The organism is Halopseudomonas sp. Lyrl_26 (genome assembly GCF_051948695.1).
In the GTDB taxonomy this organism is placed as follows: domain Bacteria; phylum Pseudomonadota; class Gammaproteobacteria; order Pseudomonadales; family Pseudomonadaceae; genus Halopseudomonas; species Halopseudomonas formosensis.
In genome coordinates, this window is record NZ_JAYJLH010000004.1 from 111,856 (window position 1) to 130,559 (window position 18,704).

General features: G+C 65.0%; 19 protein-coding genes and 1 tRNA gene. 10 read left to right on the forward strand and 10 right to left on the reverse strand.

Going from position 1 to position 18,704, the window contains the following annotated elements; genetic code table 11:
• Positions 1-39: 39 nt before the first annotated feature.
• Complete coding sequence (locus tag VF673_RS07440) at positions 40-2,364, reverse strand: DUF1631 domain-containing protein (RefSeq protein ID WP_440291456.1); 2,325 nt, start codon at positions 2,362-2,364, stop codon at positions 40-42.
• Positions 2,365-2,593: 229 nt separating this feature from the next.
• Here VF673_RS07440 and nadC point away from each other — a divergent pair, with 229 nt between their 5' ends.
• The gene (nadC, locus tag VF673_RS07445) at positions 2,594-3,442 is read left to right on the forward strand and encodes a carboxylating nicotinate-nucleotide diphosphorylase (protein WP_440291457.1); all 849 of its coding nucleotides are present in this window, start codon (positions 2,594-2,596) and stop codon (positions 3,440-3,442) included.
• A gap of 9 nt (positions 3,443-3,451) precedes the next feature.
• On the opposite strand, the gene VF673_RS07450 is transcribed toward nadC, so the two are convergent.
• The gene (locus VF673_RS07450) at positions 3,452-4,054 is read right to left on the reverse strand and encodes an HAD family hydrolase (RefSeq protein WP_440291458.1); all 603 of its coding nucleotides are present in this window, start codon (positions 4,052-4,054) and stop codon (positions 3,452-3,454) included.
• Positions 4,041-4,910: an acyl-CoA thioesterase II gene (gene tesB / locus VF673_RS07455; protein ID WP_090536420.1), complete on the reverse strand. Its 870-nt coding sequence runs from the start codon at positions 4,908-4,910 to the stop codon at positions 4,041-4,043. Before tesB ends, VF673_RS07450 begins: the two co-directional genes overlap by 14 nt.
• A 198-nt stretch (positions 4,911-5,108) precedes the next feature.
• Between tesB and VF673_RS07460 the strand changes: the two genes are divergently transcribed.
• Positions 5,109-6,356, forward strand: a complete 1,248-nt coding sequence (locus tag VF673_RS07460) for a TIGR03862 family flavoprotein (protein WP_440291459.1) — start codon at positions 5,109-5,111, stop codon at positions 6,354-6,356.
• A 16-nt stretch (positions 6,357-6,372) separates the two neighbouring features.
• Here VF673_RS07460 and pdxH read toward each other — a convergent pair whose 3' ends face one another.
• The 3 genes from pdxH to dinG form a co-directional block, all read right to left on the reverse strand.
• The gene (gene pdxH, locus VF673_RS07465; RefSeq protein WP_440291573.1) at positions 6,373-6,993 is read right to left on the reverse strand and encodes a pyridoxamine 5'-phosphate oxidase; all 621 of its coding nucleotides are present in this window, start codon (positions 6,991-6,993) and stop codon (positions 6,373-6,375) included.
• An 89-nt stretch (positions 6,994-7,082) separates the two neighbouring features.
• Positions 7,083-8,255: a serine hydrolase domain-containing protein gene (locus VF673_RS07470; protein WP_440291460.1), complete on the reverse strand. Its 1,173-nt coding sequence runs from the start codon at positions 8,253-8,255 to the stop codon at positions 7,083-7,085.
• 139 nt (positions 8,256-8,394) lie between these two features.
• The gene (gene dinG, locus VF673_RS07475; RefSeq protein ID WP_440291461.1) at positions 8,395-10,527 is read right to left on the reverse strand and encodes an ATP-dependent DNA helicase DinG; all 2,133 of its coding nucleotides are present in this window, start codon (positions 10,525-10,527) and stop codon (positions 8,395-8,397) included.
• Positions 10,528-10,596: 69 nt separating this feature from the next.
• Between dinG and VF673_RS07480 the strand changes: the two genes are divergently transcribed.
• Entirely contained in the window at positions 10,597-11,076 is a 480-nt protein-coding gene (locus VF673_RS07480; RefSeq protein WP_440291462.1) for a YchJ family protein, read from the forward strand.
• A gap of 6 nt (positions 11,077-11,082) precedes the next feature.
• Here VF673_RS07480 and VF673_RS07485 read toward each other — a convergent pair whose 3' ends face one another.
• Positions 11,083-11,646, reverse strand: a complete 564-nt coding sequence (locus tag VF673_RS07485; protein WP_440291463.1) for a hypothetical protein — start codon at positions 11,644-11,646, stop codon at positions 11,083-11,085.
• Positions 11,647-11,779: 133 nt separating this feature from the next.
• Between VF673_RS07485 and VF673_RS07490 the strand changes: the two genes are divergently transcribed.
• On the forward strand, positions 11,780-12,262 hold the full coding sequence (locus tag VF673_RS07490) for an LEA type 2 family protein (protein WP_320331000.1): 483 nt from the start codon (positions 11,780-11,782) through the stop codon (positions 12,260-12,262).
• Between the two features lie 31 nt (positions 12,263-12,293).
• Positions 12,294-12,734, forward strand: coding sequence for a DUF2489 domain-containing protein (locus VF673_RS07495; RefSeq protein ID WP_440291464.1), 441 nt, complete (start codon positions 12,294-12,296; stop codon positions 12,732-12,734).
• Positions 12,735-12,737: 3 nt separating this feature from the next.
• Here VF673_RS07495 and VF673_RS07500 read toward each other — a convergent pair whose 3' ends face one another.
• Positions 12,738-13,520: an SDR family oxidoreductase gene (locus VF673_RS07500; protein WP_440291465.1), complete on the reverse strand. Its 783-nt coding sequence runs from the start codon at positions 13,518-13,520 to the stop codon at positions 12,738-12,740.
• Positions 13,521-13,661: 141 nt separating this feature from the next.
• Between VF673_RS07500 and VF673_RS07505 the strand changes: the two genes are divergently transcribed.
• Positions 13,662-14,102, forward strand: a complete 441-nt coding sequence (locus VF673_RS07505) for a hypothetical protein (protein WP_090536401.1) — start codon at positions 13,662-13,664, stop codon at positions 14,100-14,102.
• On the opposite strand, the gene dinB is transcribed toward VF673_RS07505, so the two are convergent.
• Positions 14,099-15,157, reverse strand: coding sequence for a DNA polymerase IV (gene dinB, locus VF673_RS07510; protein WP_440291466.1), 1,059 nt, complete (start codon positions 15,155-15,157; stop codon positions 14,099-14,101). The two genes, VF673_RS07505 and dinB, sit on opposite strands and share 4 nt — an antisense overlap.
• A gap of 34 nt (positions 15,158-15,191) precedes the next feature.
• A complete protein-coding gene (locus VF673_RS07515) occupies positions 15,192-16,373 on the reverse strand; it encodes a GGDEF domain-containing protein (protein ID WP_440291467.1) in 1,182 nt (393 codons plus the stop codon).
• 221 nt (positions 16,374-16,594) lie between these two features.
• Between VF673_RS07515 and VF673_RS07520 the strand changes: the two genes are divergently transcribed.
• The 4 genes from VF673_RS07520 (at position 16,595) to VF673_RS07535 (ending at position 18,702) form a co-directional block, all read left to right on the forward strand.
• Positions 16,595-16,671, forward strand: a tRNA-Met gene (locus tag VF673_RS07520).
• 393 nt (positions 16,672-17,064) lie between these two features.
• Positions 17,065-17,343, forward strand: a complete 279-nt coding sequence (locus VF673_RS07525) for a type II toxin-antitoxin system RelE/ParE family toxin (protein ID WP_440291468.1) — start codon at positions 17,065-17,067, stop codon at positions 17,341-17,343.
• A gap of 10 nt (positions 17,344-17,353) precedes the next feature.
• Positions 17,354-17,641 carry a HigA family addiction module antitoxin gene (locus VF673_RS07530; RefSeq protein ID WP_440291469.1) on the forward strand — a complete coding sequence of 96 codons (288 nt, stop codon included), beginning with the start codon at positions 17,354-17,356 and terminating at the stop codon, positions 17,639-17,641.
• A 65-nt stretch (positions 17,642-17,706) separates the two neighbouring features.
• Positions 17,707-18,702, forward strand: a complete 996-nt coding sequence (locus tag VF673_RS07535) for a 2-hydroxyacid dehydrogenase (protein ID WP_440291470.1) — start codon at positions 17,707-17,709, stop codon at positions 18,700-18,702.
• Positions 18,703-18,704: the final 2 nt, after the last annotated feature.

Genomic DNA, 18,704 nt, shown 5'->3' on the forward strand with positions numbered 1-18,704 from the left:
GTGTCCCGGGCCCGGGCTGCAAGCCGGGCAGCCCGCCCCTCAGGAACGGCTGCCGCGCAGTTGCCGCAGATTGCCGATCACCGACTCCAGGGCGCGATCGAACAGCTGATCGTTGGCCAGCAGGCGGATTTCGCCGCGCTGGTAGAGGCTGCTCAGTTCCAGATGCCCATATTCTGCGACCTTCATGCCACTGCGATTGACGAAGATGTACTTGCCGCTGAAGCTGATGATCGCCGCCAGCTTGCAGCGTTGCGCCGGCCGGTCTTCGCTCGCGGCCAGCTCGAACCAGCTGCCGGTATGCAGGCTGTCGACCCAGGCCGCGGCCTCGGCGTCCGGCAGCTCCGCCACGGTCTCCGGCTGCGACTCGGGCAGCGGCTCCTCCAGAACCGGTTCCTCGACCAGCACCATATCGGTCAGCAGCGGAATGTCGACGGCAAGCTCGGGCTGACCCGGTTCGGCTGCCGGAACGGATTCAACCTCGGAGATCGGAGCCGATACCGGCTCGACCATAAAGGACGCTTCGACCGGCTCGACCACCGTCGGTGCCGGCGGCGCCATCGTGGCCAGTGCCGCCTGCTGCAGCGCCTGAAGCTGATGCAACTGCGGAGAATCCTCCGGCTGCTCCTCGCCAATCAGTCGCATCCCGTCACACAGTCCTTCGCAGACCTGCTCATTGAGCCGACGCCGCTGCTCGAGGGTTTCCCGAACAGGGATTTCGACACTTTCCACCAGGCGTTCGGCAAGGGCCACGGCATCCTGCCAGGCGCTCGAGTCCCTGCCCTCGCGCAGGTGCGCCAGCTGCAGAACCTGGCTCCAGCGATCGCGCAGCAGGTCCACCACGAATACCGGCAGAGTCCGCCCCATCAACAGACCATTGAGCACCCTGGCAGCCTGGCTGCGCGCCGCCTCGACCCGCGCCCGGCCCTCTTCAGCATCCCGGGTACGCTGCTCCAGCCGCTCTGCGCGACGCTGTTCCAGGCGCACGAAACCCGCCAGCTCCTCGTGCATCTGCTCGAAGAAGGCCGCATCCACCAGCGCCTCGCCGTGCATGCGGTCGACCATGCGTTCAAGCAGGGCATGCAACTGGTCGCGCTGCAGATCATCATGGTCGCTCCAGCCCATGGTCGCCCGAGCCAGCTCGTTGAGCAGCCGGCGAGCCGGATGGGAGGCTCTGTTGAACAGACTCTTGTCGGCAATGGCGACCCGCAGGATCGGCAGCTGCATGCGGCCGATCAGCGCCTTGAGGGCGGCGGGCAGCTGGTCATCATCCAGCACCACGTCAAACAGCATGGACACCAGACTGATGACATCGTCATCCACCCGGTCCAGCTTGCGCACCTCGCCGGTCTGGCGCTGCTGTTCGGTCAACTGGTGATTGATGTGATTGCGCAGATCGGTCAGCGAGGCGCCGGAATGGCTCGCCTGACTGGCAAAGTGGTTGAGCATGCCGAGCAGCTCATCACTGCGCACCGGGGGAGCACTGGGCGCGCCCAGGGCACTGAGGGCCACATCGCCACTGACGTGCCGCCAGCTGCTGATCAGCTCGCTGAAGATCGACAGGACCTGCTGCTGCTCAGCGCCATCCTCCGCCGCTCCGGTGGTGGCAGCGGGCCGGCCGGCGGCGGGTGTCGGACGTTCGGCCCGGGGACGGCGCACCGGACCGCCCTGTTTCAGATCGGGGAGCACGCCGGCATTGGCCAGCAGCTCGTTGATGTCCGCGTAAAGGGAATCGAGGGAGTTGAACACGTGCCGCTCGAACATCTTGAGGATGATCAGGCGGACCTTGATGTCCAGGTTCAGCGGCGCATAGCCATCGACAAACAGCTGCACCAGCTGGGCCGGCGCCAGAACATTGTCGGCATCGCTGATCCCGCCATTGACCAGGGCATTCAGGCGCAGGGTCAGATGGGTAAGGGCCTGCTGATTACGCGCCAGAACCCGACCCACCATGCTGTCCATGGCGACCGTCTGCTCCAGCTCGTCGGGCTGTACCAGGCTCAGGGAGTCGAGATCGTAGGAGGCGGGCGCCTCGGCGGCGCGACGGTAGCCCTGCAGTTCGTTGAACTGGCGGTCCAGGCCCTCGCAGCAGCTCTTCTCTACGGCGTGACGCTGCAGGCGCAGCAGCCGCATGGCATCGAAGAACATGCTCTGATCGGCATTGCTGGCGGCGCGATCGGCCTTGGCAAAGAGGGTGTCATCGGCATTGTCGAACAGCTCGCTCAGGCCGACCCGCAGGAAGGTCTGCACTCGGTCGCGGACCGCAGCCAGCGGCGGGGGCAAGCTGCCACGCGACACCGCCCCCTGGCGGCGGACGCCCTGCCCCACAGAAGCAAGGGAAACAACATTGTTGTGATCCTTGGACATTGCCATTCTCCCGGCGAGCAGTCCTTCATGGTGGACGCCCTTTAATGACGATTTTCTGACGTCAAAATATAGTGAAAGTATACATGCTTTGCTGACAGCGGTAGTAGCAAGCACTCAATATTTGCTCGGCGTCACAATTTATGAAGGCGCACCGCCCATGTTCCCGGCCCCGACCACGGGGGTATACTGACAGGCTTTCGCCGTACCATCGACCGCAACGGAGTCGCCCATGCCCAATATCACCCTTGAAAGTCTGCAGCCTTCCATACAGGACGAGGTGCGCCGGGCGCTGGCCGAGGACGTCGGCAGCGGTGATATTACCGCGGCACTGATTCCGGCGGATCGTCAGGCGCGGGCGACCATCATCTCGCGGGAACCCGCCACCCTCTGTGGCACCGCCTGGGCGGATGAGGTCTTCCGTCAGGTCGACCCGCAGATCAGCGTCGAATGGCTGGCCGCCGATGGCGACCGGCTCGAGCCCAACCAGCCGTTCTGCCTGCTCAGCGGCCCGGCGCGGGGACTGCTGACCGGCGAGCGTTGTGCTCTCAACTTCATCCAAACCCTGTCTGCCACTGCGACCCGCAGCCGCTATTTCGCTGATCTGGTCGAAGGCACCGGCGTGAAGTTGCTGGACACGCGCAAGACCCTGCCCGGCCTGCGCCTGGCACAGAAATATGCGGTCACCTGTGGCGGTTGCCACAACCACCGCATCGGCCTGTTCGATGCCTTCCTGATCAAGGAAAACCACATTGCCGCCTGCGGCGGTATCCAGGCGGCGGTCAGCCAGGCCCGCGCACTGGCTCCGGGCAAACCGGTGGAAGTCGAGGTGGAGAGTCTGGACGAGCTGCGCCAGGCACTGGAGGCCGGTGCCGACATCATCATGCTGGACGAGCTGAGCCACGAGGACATGCGCACCGCAGTCAGCATCACCGCCGGTCGTGCCGGGCTCGAGGCCTCCGGTGGCATCAACGAGGCCAACCTGCGCAGCGTGGCGGAAACCGGTGTGGACTACATCTCCATCGGCAGTCTGACCAAGGACATCAAGGCCGTCGACCTGTCCATGCGCCTGAGCATGTAAGTCGGCAGCTCAGCTGGCGGACTGTACCTGTGCCAGCAGCGCATGGCAGTCCGCTACGTGCATATCGGCCAGCTCCGGCCAGCTGTTGTCCGGGTGCACCAGACAGGTATGGCAGCCCGCCGCACGCCCGGCCTCCAGATCAAAGCGGAAGTCCCCGACCATGACCGCCTGCTCCCGGCGCAGCTGCCAGCCGGCGAGCAGCTGATGGATACCGTCGGGCGCAGGCTTGGGAGCCGTATCGTTGCGTCCGAGCACATGCTCGGGTGCGAAACATTCCAGTACACCTATCCTGTCCAGCGAGGCCAGCGCCACCGTGCGCAGGTTGCGCGTGAGTATCCCCAGCCGCGCGCCACGGCCGTGCAGCTCGCGGATCAGTTCCGCCGCCCCCGGCGCCGGCTCCACCTGGCTGGCCAGGCGCAGCTCGATGTCGTCGAGACGGGCATTGAGCTCGTCGCGCTCGGCAATCGGCAGACGCCCCAGATGCTCGAGAATATCCTCCTCGGCGGGGATGCCCAGCTCCCGGCGGATCGCCGCGAAGTCATGCTGGGCGATGGTCAGGGTACCGTCCAGATCGAATATCCAGCCCCGCAGCGGCAGGTCAGATACCGTCATTGCGCTCACGCATCAGCGACTCCTGCGCCACCGAGGCCACCAGTTCGCCGGCACGGTTGTACACCAGACCACGGGAGAAGCCCCGGGCGCCGCTGGCCGAGGGGCTGTCCATGGCGTACAGCAGCCAGTCATCCATGCGCAGCGGGCGATGGAACCAGACCGCATGGTCGATGCTGGCTACCTGCATGCGCGGTGACCAGGTGGAAATGCCATGGGGCAGCGCCGCGGTGCTCAGCAGGTTGAAGTCCGACGCGTAGGCAAACAGGTAGCGGTGCAGGTGGTCGTCATCGGGCAGCTCGCCCGCGGCGCGGAACCAGATGTACTGCTGCGGCTCGGACTTCTTCGGGTTGAAGGGGTTGTAGCCGTTGACCCGACGGATCTCGATCGGCTTGGGACACAGCACGCTCTCGCGCACGGCCTCGGGGATCAGGTGCTGATGCTCCAGTGCCACGTCCAGCTCGCTCTTCAATCCTTCCGGGCCGACCACCTCGGGCATCGGCGTCTGGTGCGAGACACCCCGCTCATCACCGTGAAAGGATGCCATCAGGGTGAAGATCGCCCGTCCCTTCTGGATGGCGGTGACGGTGCGGGTGGTGAAGCTGCCGCCATCGCGGGGCGACTCCACCTGATAGACGATCGGCAGACGGGCATCGCCCGGGCGCAGGAAGTAACCATGAACCGAGTGCACCTTGCGCTCCGGCGCCACTGTCTGGCTGGCAGCGGACAGGGCCTGTCCGAGAACCTGGCCACCGAACAGCTGGCGAAAGCCAAGATCCTGACTCAGACCACGAAACAGATTCTCTTCTATCTTCTCCAGCGCCAGCAGGCTGACCAGGTCATCCAGTTTTTCGCTCATAGCGGCTCCTCGACTGCCCTGCCGCCAGGGGGCGGGAGGGGACGACGTCATAATCGCGACAGAGTGTCGCACCGAAAAGGGATGAGATTCTAAACCCCGGCGTCGCATTCTGACAGTATCGGCTTGTAAACCGTGCTGTCACTGCGTACTCGCCCGGCTTTGAGGTACACTGCGCCGCAGTTCACACCGGAGCTCCGCATGTCGCCCCAGCCCTCCTCCAGCGCGCCCCTCGTCGCCGTCATCGGCGGTGGCCCGGCCGGCCTGATGGCCGCAGAAACCGTGGCTGGCGCAGGCCTGTCGGTTGCCCTGTTTGACGCCATGCCCTCGGTGGGCCGCAAGTTCCTGCTGGCCGGGGTCGGCGGCATGAATATCACCCACTCCGAGGCAGCGGAGCGTTTTATCAGCCGTTACCGCGAAGCCGCGCCCTGGGTGGCGGGCTGGCTGGAACAACTGGATGCCCCTGCCCTGCGCCAGTGGATTCACGACCTGGGCATAGATACCTTCGTCGGCTCTTCCGGTCGGGTATTTCCCACCGACATGAAAGCGGCACCCCTGCTGCGCGCCTGGCTCAAGCGCCTGCGTGATGCGGGGGTGCAGCTGCACACCCGCCACCGCTGGCTGGGCTGGGATGAGCAGCAGGCCCTGATGTTCGACACTCCTGCCGGGCACCGGCGGGTACAGGCCGACGCCGTGATCCTCGCCCTGGGTGGCGGCAGCTGGGCACGCCTGGGCTCCGATGGCCGCTGGGTATCATTGCTGCGTGAGAAGGGCATGGACATCCGGGATCTGCGGCCGACCAACTGTGGCTTTCTCTGCAACTGGAGCCAGCACCTGAGCAGCAGGTTCGCCGGGCAGCCGCTCAAGCCTGTGGTTGCCCGTCTGAGCACCACCAGCGGCGAGCAGCTGGAGCGCCGCGGCGAATGCATCATCACCGAGGATGGTCTGGAAGGCAGCCTCGTCTATGCCCTGTCCGCGCCCCTGCGCGAATTACTGGAGCGTGACGGGCAGGCCACCCTGCAGCTGGATCTGGCCCCGGACCGCAGTCCGGCACAGCTCGCCGAGCTGCTCACCAGACCGCGCAAGGGCCAGACCCTGTCGAGCATACTGCGCAAGCGCGCCGGTCTGGATGGCCTGAAGGTCGCTCTGCTGCATGAATGTCTGGAGCGAGCGCAACTGCTGGATTCCGCGCAACTGGCCGCCGGCATCAAGGCGTTGCCGATCCGACTGCACGGTACCCGGCCACTGGACGAAGCCATCAGCAGCGCCGGCGGCATCGCCCGCCAGGCGCTGGATGACCAGCTGATGCTGCGCCGGCTTCCCGGGGTGTTCTGCGCGGGGGAAATGCTGGACTGGGAAGCCCCGACCGGCGGCTATCTGCTGACCGCCTGCTTCGCCAGTGGCCTGGTCGCCGGCCGGGGCGCCCTGGCCTGGCTGAAGGCGCGCTGAGGCGCCGGCGCGCCCCTCACGGGGCCAGGCGTTCGCGCACCCAGGCATCCTCGACCCGGCGATAACGCAACCGGTCATGCAGCCGGCTCGGCCGGCCCTGCCAGAATTCGATCATCTGCGGCACCAGACGGAAGCCGCCCCAGTGCGGTGGACGCTCCGGCTCGGCATCGGCAAACCGCGCTTCGACCTCGGCCAGACGCCGTTCGAGCTCTTCGCGGCCGCTGATCACCTGGCTCTGGGGTGAGGTCCAGGCGCCCAGCCGACTGCCCAGAGGGCGGCTGTGGAAGTACTGGTCGGATTCCTCGGCGCTGACCTTCTCCACCTGGCCTTCGATGCGCACCTGGCGCTCGAGGTCGTGCCACCAGAAGGTCATTGCCGCCCGGGGGTTGGCCAGCAGCTGCCCCGCCTTTGCGCTCTGGTAGTTGGTGAAGAACACGAAGCCCCGCTCGTCGAACCCCTTGAGCAGCAGGGTGCGCAGATGGGGCTGACCGTCGCCGTCGACGCTGGCCAGCATCATCGCATTGGGTTCGGTGGACTCCACTTCCACCGCCTGGCTGAACCAGAGGCCGAACAGACTGAAGGGATCATCGGGGGCCTGCTCCTCCACCAGTCCATAACGGGTGTAGTTGCGGCGCATATCGGCAATGCTGTATTTCACGGGCGAACTTCCTGAAAGATCATGCTGCTGATTCTGGCATATCTGCCTGCGGACGCCATTGACGCTGCTCAACAGAACTCGCGCAGGCAACGGTAGACCTCGCGGCTGAGTTCGCCCGCCCGGGGGTCGGTGAGCACATAGGGCCCCATGGTATTGGTCACATAGCCGAAACCGACCCTGGCGTCCGGGTCGGCAAAGCCCAGCGAACCACCGGCACCCGGATGACCGAAGGCATTGGCGCCCATGCCGAAGCTGCCCCCCTGCCAGTCCTGCTCGAGCATCACGCCCAGGCCGAAGCGGGTCGGACACAGCAGCGTCAGATCGTCCCCGGCACTGTGCTCACGGCGCATCAGTCGCACCAGTTCGCTGTCCAGCAGGCGGACATCCCCGAGCTGCCCGTCGTGGGCCAGCGCTTGCCAGAAACGCGCCAGGGAACGGGCATTACCGGTGCCGTTGGCGGCCAGGATCTGCGCCTGCTGCCATTCCCGCTTGTTGGTACTGGTCTGCAGGCTGCTGGGGTTGGCGAAGGCCTTCCACTGCAGGCCTGCGGCATTGCCCATGGCGGCGAACAGGGCGCGGGCGTACTCGTCCCCAGACTGATTGCGCAGCCGCGACAGGTGCGCGATACGCGGCAGATCCGCGTCGGGGACGCCGACATGGAAGTCCATGCCCAAAGGCAGAAACAGCCGTTCACGCAGGTAATCTCCCGGCATCTGTCCGCTCAGCCGGCGCAGGGGCTCACCCAGCAGCCAGGCATAGGTCAGGGGCGCATAGCCATGCCGGCTGCCGGGCTCCCACCAGGGTTCCTGGGCTGCAATAGCGGCGGTCATGGCCTGCCAGTCGAACAGCTGTTCCGGCGCCATCGGCTCGCTGATGGCGGAAACCCCGGAGCGATGACTGAGCAGCTGACGCAGGGTGACCTGCTGCTTGCCGGCCTGGGCAAACTCCGGCCAGATGTCCGCCACCGGCTGATCCAGCGTGATACGACCGGCCTCTACCTGCTGCAGCAGGGCCACCGCACCCAGCGGCTTGGTACAGGAGAAGACGTTGACCAGGGTGTCCTGTTCCCAGACCCGGCTGTTGTCCTTGTCCATCACCCCGGCCCAGATATCCAGCACAGTGGTATCCCCCACGGTGACGCACAGCGCGGCCCCGCGGGCCTGCGGGTCGCGCTGCTGCTGGGCAAAGAGTTCGCGCACGGTTTCGAAGCGGGGGTCGAAATAGCCTTGTATCTGGGTCATCTTATTGGTTCTTGTCCGATTAATGGGTTGGCCTGGGTTGTTCCGGTCCGGGTCCGGTGATTTCGCGCCAGGGGCGGCGCTCCTACAGCCCAGCTGGCGCCTGCAACTGTAGGAGCCGCGCCCCGGGGCGAATGGCCTCCTACTCGATTTCCCGCCGAAACGGCGGCAGCGCGGCAAGGATAGCCTTGCCATAGCGCTGGGTCACCAGCCGCCGATCCAGCAGGGTAATAATGCCGGTGTCCTGCTCGGTACGCAGCAGCCGGCCGCAGGCCTGGACCAGGCGCAGGCAGGCATCCGGTACCGCAATCTCCATGAAGGGGTTGCCGCCATTGCGCTCTATCCACTCCGACAGAGCCGCCTCCACCGGATCATCCGGCACGGCAAAGGGGATCTTGGCAATCACCACGTGTTCGCAATACTTGCCCGGCAGATCCACCCCTTCGGCAAAGCTGGCCAGACCGAAGATCACGCTCTGCTGGCCCTTGTCGACCCGCGCGCGGTGCTGGCGGATCAGTTCCTGCTTGGACAGGTCGCCCTGCACCAGTATGCGCTCGCGAAAATCCGCCGGCAGACCGGCGTACACCTCGAGCATCTGCCGGCGCGAGGAGAACAGCACCAGGCTGCCCGGCTCGTCACGCAGGATGTCCGGCAGATGCTCGATGATGGCAGCGCTGTGGGCGGTGTTGTCCCGCGGATCTGCACCATAGTCGGGTACCCGCAGCACGCCACTCTCGGCATAGCGGAACGGACTGGGTGCCAGGGTGCACACCGCGCTGCGCGGCAGACCGGCGCGGTGGATGAAACGGTCAAAGCGGCCCAGGGCGGTGATGGTGGCGGACGTGACCAGGGCGGCAAAGGCCGCGTGCCACAGGTACTGACGCAGGGTGTCGGCCGCCAGTATGGGGCTGACATGCACCTCCAGATCACCCTGCTCGGTCAGGGTCATCCAGCGAGCGGTCGGCGGCTTGTCCTCGGGGTCGACCAGACTGAACTGGGTCCACAGGGTCCAGTTGGCCTCGGCCCGGGCCTGCAGTGCGCCGAACAGCGGATACCATTCCTCGGCCTGGGTCTGGTGCACGCCACTGACCTCGCCGTCCATCGCGTCCTTGAGCAGATCGACCAGCCGCTGCAGCAGGTCGCTGATGCGCCCGAAGCCGCCCTTGAGTTCCACCGACATCTCACGCAGCTGCTCTGGCACCACCCCATGCTCGAAGCGATACTGAGGACGGATCTGGCCGCTGCCGTCCTCGGCACTGGCAAAGTCCGCGACCTCGCCCAGGGCCTGGGCCATGAACTGCTGATGCGGCTTCAGTTCCCGGGCCTGCTGGGGCACCTGCTCCAGCAGACGCCCGAAATCCCCGGGCAGCGGGTGCTGGGCCAGCAGCTTGGTCAGGTTCTTGTCCAGCTGATCGAGCCAGTCGGCAGTGGCGCCCATGCGGGTATGGTGGGCGAAATGGCTGATCGCCTTGTCCGGCAGGTGATGCCCCTCATCGAACACGTACAGGCAGTCCCGCGGGTCGGGCAGTATGGCCCCGCCGCCCAGGGCCAGATCGGCCAGCACCAGGTCGTGGTTGGTGACTATGACATCGATCTTCTGGATGCCCTCGCGGGCCTTGTAGAACACGCACTGGTTGAAGTGACCGCAGCGGCGGTTGGTGCACTGGATATGATCGGTGGTCAGCCGCGACCAGTCCTGATCCTCCAGCGCCTCGGGCCAGGAATCACGCTCGCCATCCCACTTGTTGCTGGCCAGCGCCTCGACCATGCGGGTGTAGAGCTTCAGGCCCGCCTCATCCACGTCGATGCGAAAGCCCTCTTCGGCAAAGCCCTGCTGCTGGCTGGCCAGCGCCTGGTTGTCCTGCAGCAGCTGGTCCAGTTTGGACAGACACACATAGCGTCCGCGCCCCTTGGCCAGGGAGAACTGGAAATCCAGGCCCGCATTGCGCTGAATATCCGGCAGGTCCTTGAGCACTATCTGCTCCTGCAGGGCCACGGTGGCGGTGGAGATCACCAGCGGCTTGCCCAGATGCCTGGCTATGGGAATGCCGGCCAGGCAATAGGCGACCGTCTTGCCGGTCCCGGTGCCGGCCTCGACCACGGCAACCGCCGCCTCTCCATCCCGATGGCCTTCCTCGTCCAGGCTCACTCCACCGAACAGCTTGGCCACCTCGGCGATCATCAATCGCTGGCCGTAACGCGGCTTCAGCGACTTGTTTTCGAGGAAGGTACGGTAGGCCGTCTGGATCTGGGCCTTGAGGTCATCGTTGAGCATGCGGTCTCCGGGGCAGAACAGGGATGATACCATCTCACCCACCTCTGTTCAGACCTCAAGGCAAATACCATGCTTGCATCACAGCCCGACATGCCCTGCCCCTGCGGAGACGGTCGCCCCTATGCCGACTGCTGCCAGCCCCTGCACCAGGGCCGCCCCGCCGCCGGCGCCGGGCGCCTCATGCGCTCACGCTACAGCGCCTACGTGCTGGGACTGATCGACTATCTGGTGCAGACCACGCTGCCCGCGCAGCAGGCACTGCTCGACCGGCAGGCCATGGAGCAGTGGAGCCGGGAAAGCGAATGGCTGGGGCTGGAAGTGACCGAGGATGCCCCCGATGGCGACACCGCCAGCCGCGCCCGGGTCAGCTTCGTGGCCCGTTGGGCGGACCCGGACGGCACCCGTCACAGTCACCTGGAACGCTCGGAGTTCTGCCAACTGGACGGGCGCTGGTACTTCATCGATCCCAATCACCCGCTCAGCGTCGGTCGCAACGATGCCTGCCCCTGCGGCTCGGGACGCAAGTTCAAGCAGTGCTGCCGGTACTGACAGCCCCTAGCCGTTATTGCCCTCGTCGGCCAGATGCAGATGACTGGTATCGGGAATTGGCCCGGCGGGGCTGCGGGGGAGCTGCCCCATATCGCTGCCGACAGGCGCCAGCGAAAAGGCTGACAGATCGATATCCAGCGGCGTGAATTCGCTGTAACTGTCCTGCATGTCCGCGCCCAATGGGGCGATGGGCAGGTCCGGCGCCTGAACATCGCGGAAGGCCGCCATGTACTCGTCCCTCGGCTGAATCGCCGCGGCGGCGGGTGCCGCAGGGCGGGCCGGCTCGGGTGCGGGGGCGGGTGCGGATGCGGGTTCAGACGCAGGCGCAGACACCTGCTCATCGGCCATGGGCACTATCTCGCAGAGCGCACCGGCCCGCTCGATGGCTTCGCGGTACTTCTGCGCACCGGCCTCGTCCAGCCCCTGCTTGATGACTATCCGCCGGCCGGAGAACAGGACCTCAAGCTGCCGCTCACCAACCTGGAACAACTGCCCGATGCGGCTCCTGGCCTGCTCGATATCCACTCCCGGGCGCACCTGCCCGCGGAAAACCACCTCGAACGCTGCCATTTTTCACTCCCTTGTCTCAAATCGGTGCTAGGTTCGGTTGCTGTTTCAACTCAACTGAACCTAGTATGGACAGGCTGCCGGTGAGCGACAACTCCGTCCACTCACGGGGCAGTTCCTGCAAGGAGGGATCGCCATGATGCTGCGCTCGACTGGACTGACACTGCTGATGCTGCTGGGGCTGTTCAGCCTGCAGGGCTGTGCCATGTTCAGCCGGTCCTACAGCGAGCCGGAGGTGACCCTGGCCAACGTGGAAATGCTCAAGGCCAATCTCTGGGAGCAGTCCTTCCGCCTGCGCATGCGGGTGGACAACCCCAATGACCGCAGTCTGCCGGTTCGTGGCATGCAGTATCAGGTGTATCTGAACGGCATGCGGCTGGCCACCGGCGTGGCGGACCGGCATTTCACGGTACCGGCCTACGGGTCGGAGTACTTCGATCTGACGGTGAGATCCAATCTGTGGCGTCATCTGGGTGGTCTGCTGGACATGGTCGAGCACCAGCAGCCGGTTGATTACCGGATCAGCGGCCATATCAATACCGGGCTGTTCTGGGCCCGGCGCCTGACGCTGGACGAACAGGGTACCCTGGATCCCGCTGACCTGAACCTGAAACGATGACCCGCCGAACCGGGCCGAAGGGATAACCACCATGCAGCCAACCGACTGGCTGGTCCTCAGTGGACTCTTGCTGATCTTCCTGCTCGCCGGCTACGCCGCCTGGCTGTGGTACCAGGTATGGCGCAATCGCCAGCGTCAGGCCGAGTCACTCCAGGCCCGCAACCAGCGACTGGCCGGCGATATCCAGCTCCTGGCCCAGGCCCTGCTTGACGGTCAGCTGCCGGCGATCGAGGGCGCCATCCGCCTCAAGGTCCTGCTGGACAACTACAGCGGCGCCCGACCGGCCGATCTGGATATCGAGGTACTGGAAACGCTCTACAATGCCACGGCGCACATTCCGACCCACGCCGCCTGGAAGGAGCTGCCCCTGGCCGAGCGGCGGCAGCACGAGCGCCACATGGCCGAACTGGAGCAGCAGCACCGGGAGGCACTGCTGCGTTCGGCCGAGACACTGCGTCAGGGTCTGGAGTAAGGCTCAGACGGCGGAGTAGCCGCCGTCCACGGCAATCGCCTGCCCACTGATGTGACGTGATGCCTCGCTGGCCAGCAGCAGTGCCACACCCTTGATGTCATCCTCGCCACCGACACGCCCCATCGGGGTGCCCTTGATGATGGACTCGGCAACGTGGTCCAGCCCCTTGGCCAGCTTGGTCGGGAAATAGCCCGGGCAGATGGCATTGACGTTGATGTTGTAGGCGCCCCACTCGCCAGCCAGTGCACGGGTCAGGTTGATGGCTGCGGCCTTGCTGGTGTTATAGGCAGCAGTATGCACCCCGGTATTCGGGCCGTTGCCCTTGAGGCCGGCGATGGAGGCAATGTTGATGATCTTGCCCGACCGTCTGGGGATCATGAAGCGGCGGGCCACTTCCTGGGCCAGCAGGAAGCAGGCGTCCACGTTCAGGTACATCACCTTCTGCCAGCCGGCATAGCTGTGCTCGGCCGCCGGCTCGCCCCAGGTGGTGCCGGCATTGTTGATCAGGATGTCGATGGTGCCGAAACGGGCTTCGGCGGCATCCACCAGGGTAGTGATGGGGTTGCCTTCGGGCTTGCTCAGGTCGCAGGCGATGCCGTCGGCTTCGATGCCACGGGCCTTGAGCTCGGCCACTACCTGCTGCACTTCGTCAGCCTTGCGCGCGTTCATGAAGATGCGTGCGCCCTGCTCCCCCAGTGCCTGGGCCATCTGCAGACCCAATCCCTTGGTGCCGCCGGTGATCAGGGCAACCTTGCCGGTCAGGTCGAACAATTGCATTACGCTCATGGTGTGTCCTCTGGTGTATTGGTCTGGCTGTTGGTCAGATCCTACAAGCCCAGCGCCGCGAGGCGGACCATCAGTGAGCGTGGTGATATGCCAACCTGCACCGGTGTTATCATGTGGCCTTTCCCCCCGGTGGATACTCCCATGGCAGAACATGACTTCCGGCGCACGGCGCTGAACCCTTCACATACCCTGATCGAATGCCGGACCCTGGCCGGCGGACTCTATCAGGTGACCGGTCAGGGCGGCGGCATCCAGCCGGGCGATACGCTGATCTGCACGGTCAAGGGCAGCCGCGATCTGCCGCTGCCCCTGCAGGTGAACAAGATCCGCTATCTGATCAATCCGCCCGGCCAGTGGACCGCCACCGCCAGCGGCCCGGATCTGCGCGGTCAGCTGGTGCTGGGCTGGTCGATCCGGTGCGACCAGTGCAGCAGGGAACAGGCCTTCGAGTTTCTCGCCGCAGACAGTGACGACCTGCAGCAACGCACCGCCAAGGCCGTGCAGCGCATCAGTCAGCTGGGCTGGACGCCCCGGGGCGACAACCATCTGTGCCCTGCCTGCAGCAAGGCTGCCCGGGCCTAGAACAGCGGCAACTGCTCACCGATCGGGCTGTGCGCGTTATCCAGGCGCACACCCACACCGATCAACCGCACCGGCCGCCCACCCCGGGCATAGGCCTGGCTGCACAGTTCCTCGAAGCCCGCCGGGGTCACCGGCATGCCGGCCTGCTCCAGGGTAGTCTGGGTAAAGTCCTGAAACTTGAGCTTGATGAAGGGTTTGGTCACCCGGTAGTCGCCTTCCAGCCGGCCCAATCGCTGGGCCAGTTTTTCCAGCAAGGACGGCAAGGCGGCAATGCAGGCCGCCAGATCCGGCAGATCCTGCTCATAGGTATGCTCCACACTCACCGACTGCCGCACCCGCTCCACCACCAGCGGACGGTCATCAATGCCGCGGGCCAGCTCCCAGAGGCGCTCGCCGAAACTGCCGAACTCGCGCAACAGGTCCTGGCGACGCCAGACCCGCAGTTCCTCACAGGTATCCACCCCCAGGCTGTGCAGACGACGGGCGGTGACCTTGCCGACCCCCGGCAGGCGGTCCACCGGCAGAGCCCTGACAAAATCATCCACCTCCTCCGGCAGTATTACCTTGAGCCCGTCGGGCTTGTTCCAGTCACTGGCGATCTTGGCCAGGAACTTGTTCGGGGCCACACCGGCGGAAACCGTGATGCCCTGACTCTGGCGAACACGCTCGCGGATTTCCCGGGCCATCAGCGTAGCGCTGCCGCGGCAGGCGGCGCTGTCGGTGACATCCAGATAGGCTTCGTCCAGCGACAGCGGCTGGACCAGCGTGGTGTACTCGTGAAAGATCGCCTGGATCGCCTCTGACACCTCCCGGTAGACCGACATGCGGCCGGGCACGATCAGCAGGTCAGGACAGAGCTTCTTGGCGTAGGCCGAGGCCATGGCCGAGCGCACGCCGTAGGCGCGGGCCTCGTAATTGCAGGTGGCGATCACCCCGCGCTTGCCGGGATCACCACCCACCGCCAGCGGCCGGTTGCGCAGTCGCGGGTCATCCCGCATCTCGATGGAGGCGTAGAAACAGTCGCAGTCGATATGGATGATCTTGCGCAAGGCCAACAGTCCGCCGTATGACGGCGACGATTGTACCCTATCAGACCACCACCACCTGATTGCGTCCCGACCGCTTGCCGCGGTACAGGCCCGCATCGACGCGGCGCAGGGTTTCGCTGATATCGTTCTCCGAATCCAGCACCAGCGACAGGGCAAAGGTCGCCGTCAGGCTGCATGGGTTGCCGGCCACCATCAATGGCTCCTCCTCCAGCGCCTGCCGCAGGCGCTCCACCACCCGCTCGGCCTCCGCGACGCCGGTATCGGGCAGCAGTATGATGAATTCCTCGCCACCGAAGCGCCCGACCACATCCCCTTCCCGCAGCTTGCTGGTGAACAGCCGGGCAACATGGCGCAGCGCCTCGTCACCGCCGTCATGACCGAATTCGTCATTGAGCGCCTTGAATCTGTCCAGATCGGCCATGGCCACGCAGATGGCACTGCCCTGCCGCCGACAGCGCTCGCGCTCACGGCGAAACAGCATCTCGTACTGGCGACGGTTGAACAGTCCGGTCAGCGGGTCGGTGGTGGCCTGGCGCTTGAGTTCCTCCTCCAGCAGGCGACGGCGCTCGACCTCCTTCTTCAGCTCCCGGTTGGCCCGCCGCGCCTGGCTGTACATGGCGAACTGGCGGCGCTGCACCTTGTGCAGCTGCTGGGTAGCGAAGAAACCGGTGACCACCGGCAGCGACATCAGTATGAGGGCTCCGATGATCACATCCGCGCCGAGGCCCTTGGACCAGATCGACACCAGGATCAGCGTTACCCCCACCGCCGCTGACAGCAGCGTTAACTTGAGCCGATTCGGCACGAACAGGAACATCGCCAGCAGCATCAGCGCCAGCACCATCACGGTGATGGTGGCGATATCGGGGCGCAGGAAATAGATGGGCAGAAACAGGACCAGCCCGGTTATCTCGAGTGCCGTGACGGCATACCCCGAGGCCGCCAGGCCCGGATAGCGAGGCAACAGCAGCGCCAGAGCGAAGACCAGTGCCGCCTGCAGGGCCCTGCAGCCGGCCAGAATGAGGAATTCATCGCTCATGCCCAGGACCAGCAGATCCTGCAGACCGAACGCCAGCAGCAGGCAACCCCAGACCCAGAGCGCCACCCTCAGGTGTCGTGCCAGCAATGGCTGCATGTGCAGACGGTAGGCACGTTCCATAGCCGGATCGACGAACTCGGCCCAGAGCCGGGAGATGCGGTAAGGGTTCGCCGATTCTGTCATAAGTGTTCCTTGTGCCGTTCCTGTTGATATAGCACAACGGCCCGCAGGACCCTCAGGAAAACAGGACGTGAAAAAATTGGTACAAGACACGATGACATATCATAACGCCATCACCCATTAGGGCTATGCTATCCCGCCGTGCACGCCACGGTAAATAAAAATTCTTTTTGCATCAATCGCTTGACAGCCCTCTTCGAATGAGTAGAATGGGCGAACTCAGACGCGGGGTGGAGCAGTCTGGTAGCTCGTCGGGCTCATAACCCGAAGGTCGTAGGTTCAAATCCTGCCCCCGCAACCATATTATCGTGATCGGCCCCGACTGCCCTGCAGCCGGGGCCGATTGCTTTCTGGGCCCATACTTCTTTGCCCCTGAGCTCGATGCTCACGGCGCTCAGTATCTCGCCCATCGCCGCCCGGGCTCCCATGGGGCTGGAATTTCAGCACTGTACCCAGATCCAGCAGGCGCTCCCTGAATACCTTGCGAATATCGATTGCCGGCCCCTCTGCTGCTTGAGACCGCGAGAGCTCGCCTTCTATCCCCCGTAACGCCCTCTCCGCCTGACGGATCCGCTGCTCTATCGGCTCTGACAGCCCAATGCGGACAATGGCATCCGGGCCCGGTAGCGGGCGGCGCGATTTTTGAACGGATACTGCACTTTACATTCGTGAACAACCGATTCACACTTGAGGCATGATTAAATCCTTCCAGCACAAAGGCCTGAAGGTGTTCTATGAGACGGGGTCCACCCGTGGCATTCGCGCCGATCATGCCAAGCGCCTCAAACGTATTCTGGCTGTGCTGGAACAGGCCCAGAACCCTGATGATGCAGACATGCCTGGCTTTCGCCTGCATCTGCTCAAGGGCGACCTGGCGGAGTACTGGGCTATCACCGTCAGCGGCAACTGGCGCGTGACCTTCCGCTTCACCGGGCAGGACGTAGAACTGCTCAATTATCTGGACTACCACTGAGGACCTGCACATGACCATGCACACCCCCCCGCATCCCGGTGAGATCCTCCGGGAAGATGTTTTCCCCGAATTGGGCCTGAAGATCGCCGCGGCAGCCCGCGGCCTGCACTACTCCCGGGAGATGCTGTCCCGGATCGTCAATGGCCACGCGCCCATCAGTCCCGACCTGGCCGTACGCCTGGAGCGCGCCGGTATCGGCAAGGCCCGTATGTGGCTGGCCATGCAGAGCGCCTACGATCTGTGGCAGGCTGAACATCGTGAGCAGCCCGAGGTTGAGCGACTGGCTGCAGCCATGTGATCCGCCCCCATTTACAAGCCGCCCGCATCTGTTTCCCTGGATGCCACCCGCGTCAAGAGATTCCCATGAAAAAGACCATAGTCGCCTTCAGCCGTGTCTACCCCGAGCTGCTGGAAAGCATTGCCACCGAGTTCGACGTGATTCAGCTGGACGCCAGCGCACCGGATCGGGACGCGCGCCTGCAGGAGGTGCTGCCCCGGGCCCACGGCCTGATCGGCTTCAACCGGCGGCTGGGTGAGGCCGAACTGGCCGGGGCGCGGCAACTGGAAATCCTCTCCACCATCTCGGTGGGTTACGACAGTTACGATGTGGGCTACCTGACCGGTCGCGGCATCATGCTGACCAACACGCCCGATGTGCTGACCGAAACCACGGCCGACCTCGCCTTCGCCCTGATCCTGGCCACGGCCCGACGGGTGCCCGAGCTGGATGCCTGGGTGCGTGCCGGTCAGTGGACGCGACCGGTGGACGAGACGCGCTTCGGCTGTGACGTGCACGGCAAGACCCTGGGCATCATCGGGCTCGGCAAGATAGGCGCAGCGATTGCCCGACGCGGGCGCTTCGGTTTCGGCATGGACATCGTCTACAGCGGCAACAGCCGCAAACCCGAGCTGGAACGCGAACTGGGCGCACGCTTCCTGTCCCGCGAGGCGCTGCTGGCCGAGGCGGACTTTGTCTGCCCGATGGTGCCGCTGACCCCGGAAACCCGCCACCTGATCGGCACCAATGAGCTGGCCCTGATGAAGCCCGAGGCCATCCTGATCAACGTATCCCGTGGCCCGGTGGTGGATGAGCAGGCGCTGGTCGCGGCGCTGCAGGCTGGTCGTATCCGTGCCGCCGGTCTGGATGTCTTCGCCAGGGAGCCACTGAGCACCTCGCCCCTGTTTGCCCTGAACAATGTGGTCTGCCTGCCGCATATCGGCTCGGCTACTCGGGAAACCCGCATGGCCATGGCCCGTCGCGCGCTGGAGAATCTCCTCGCAGGGCTGCGCGGCCAGCGCCCACGGGATCTGGTCAACCCGCAGGTGCTGGCTGCGGGGGAAACCCTGCCCCTGGCTTGACG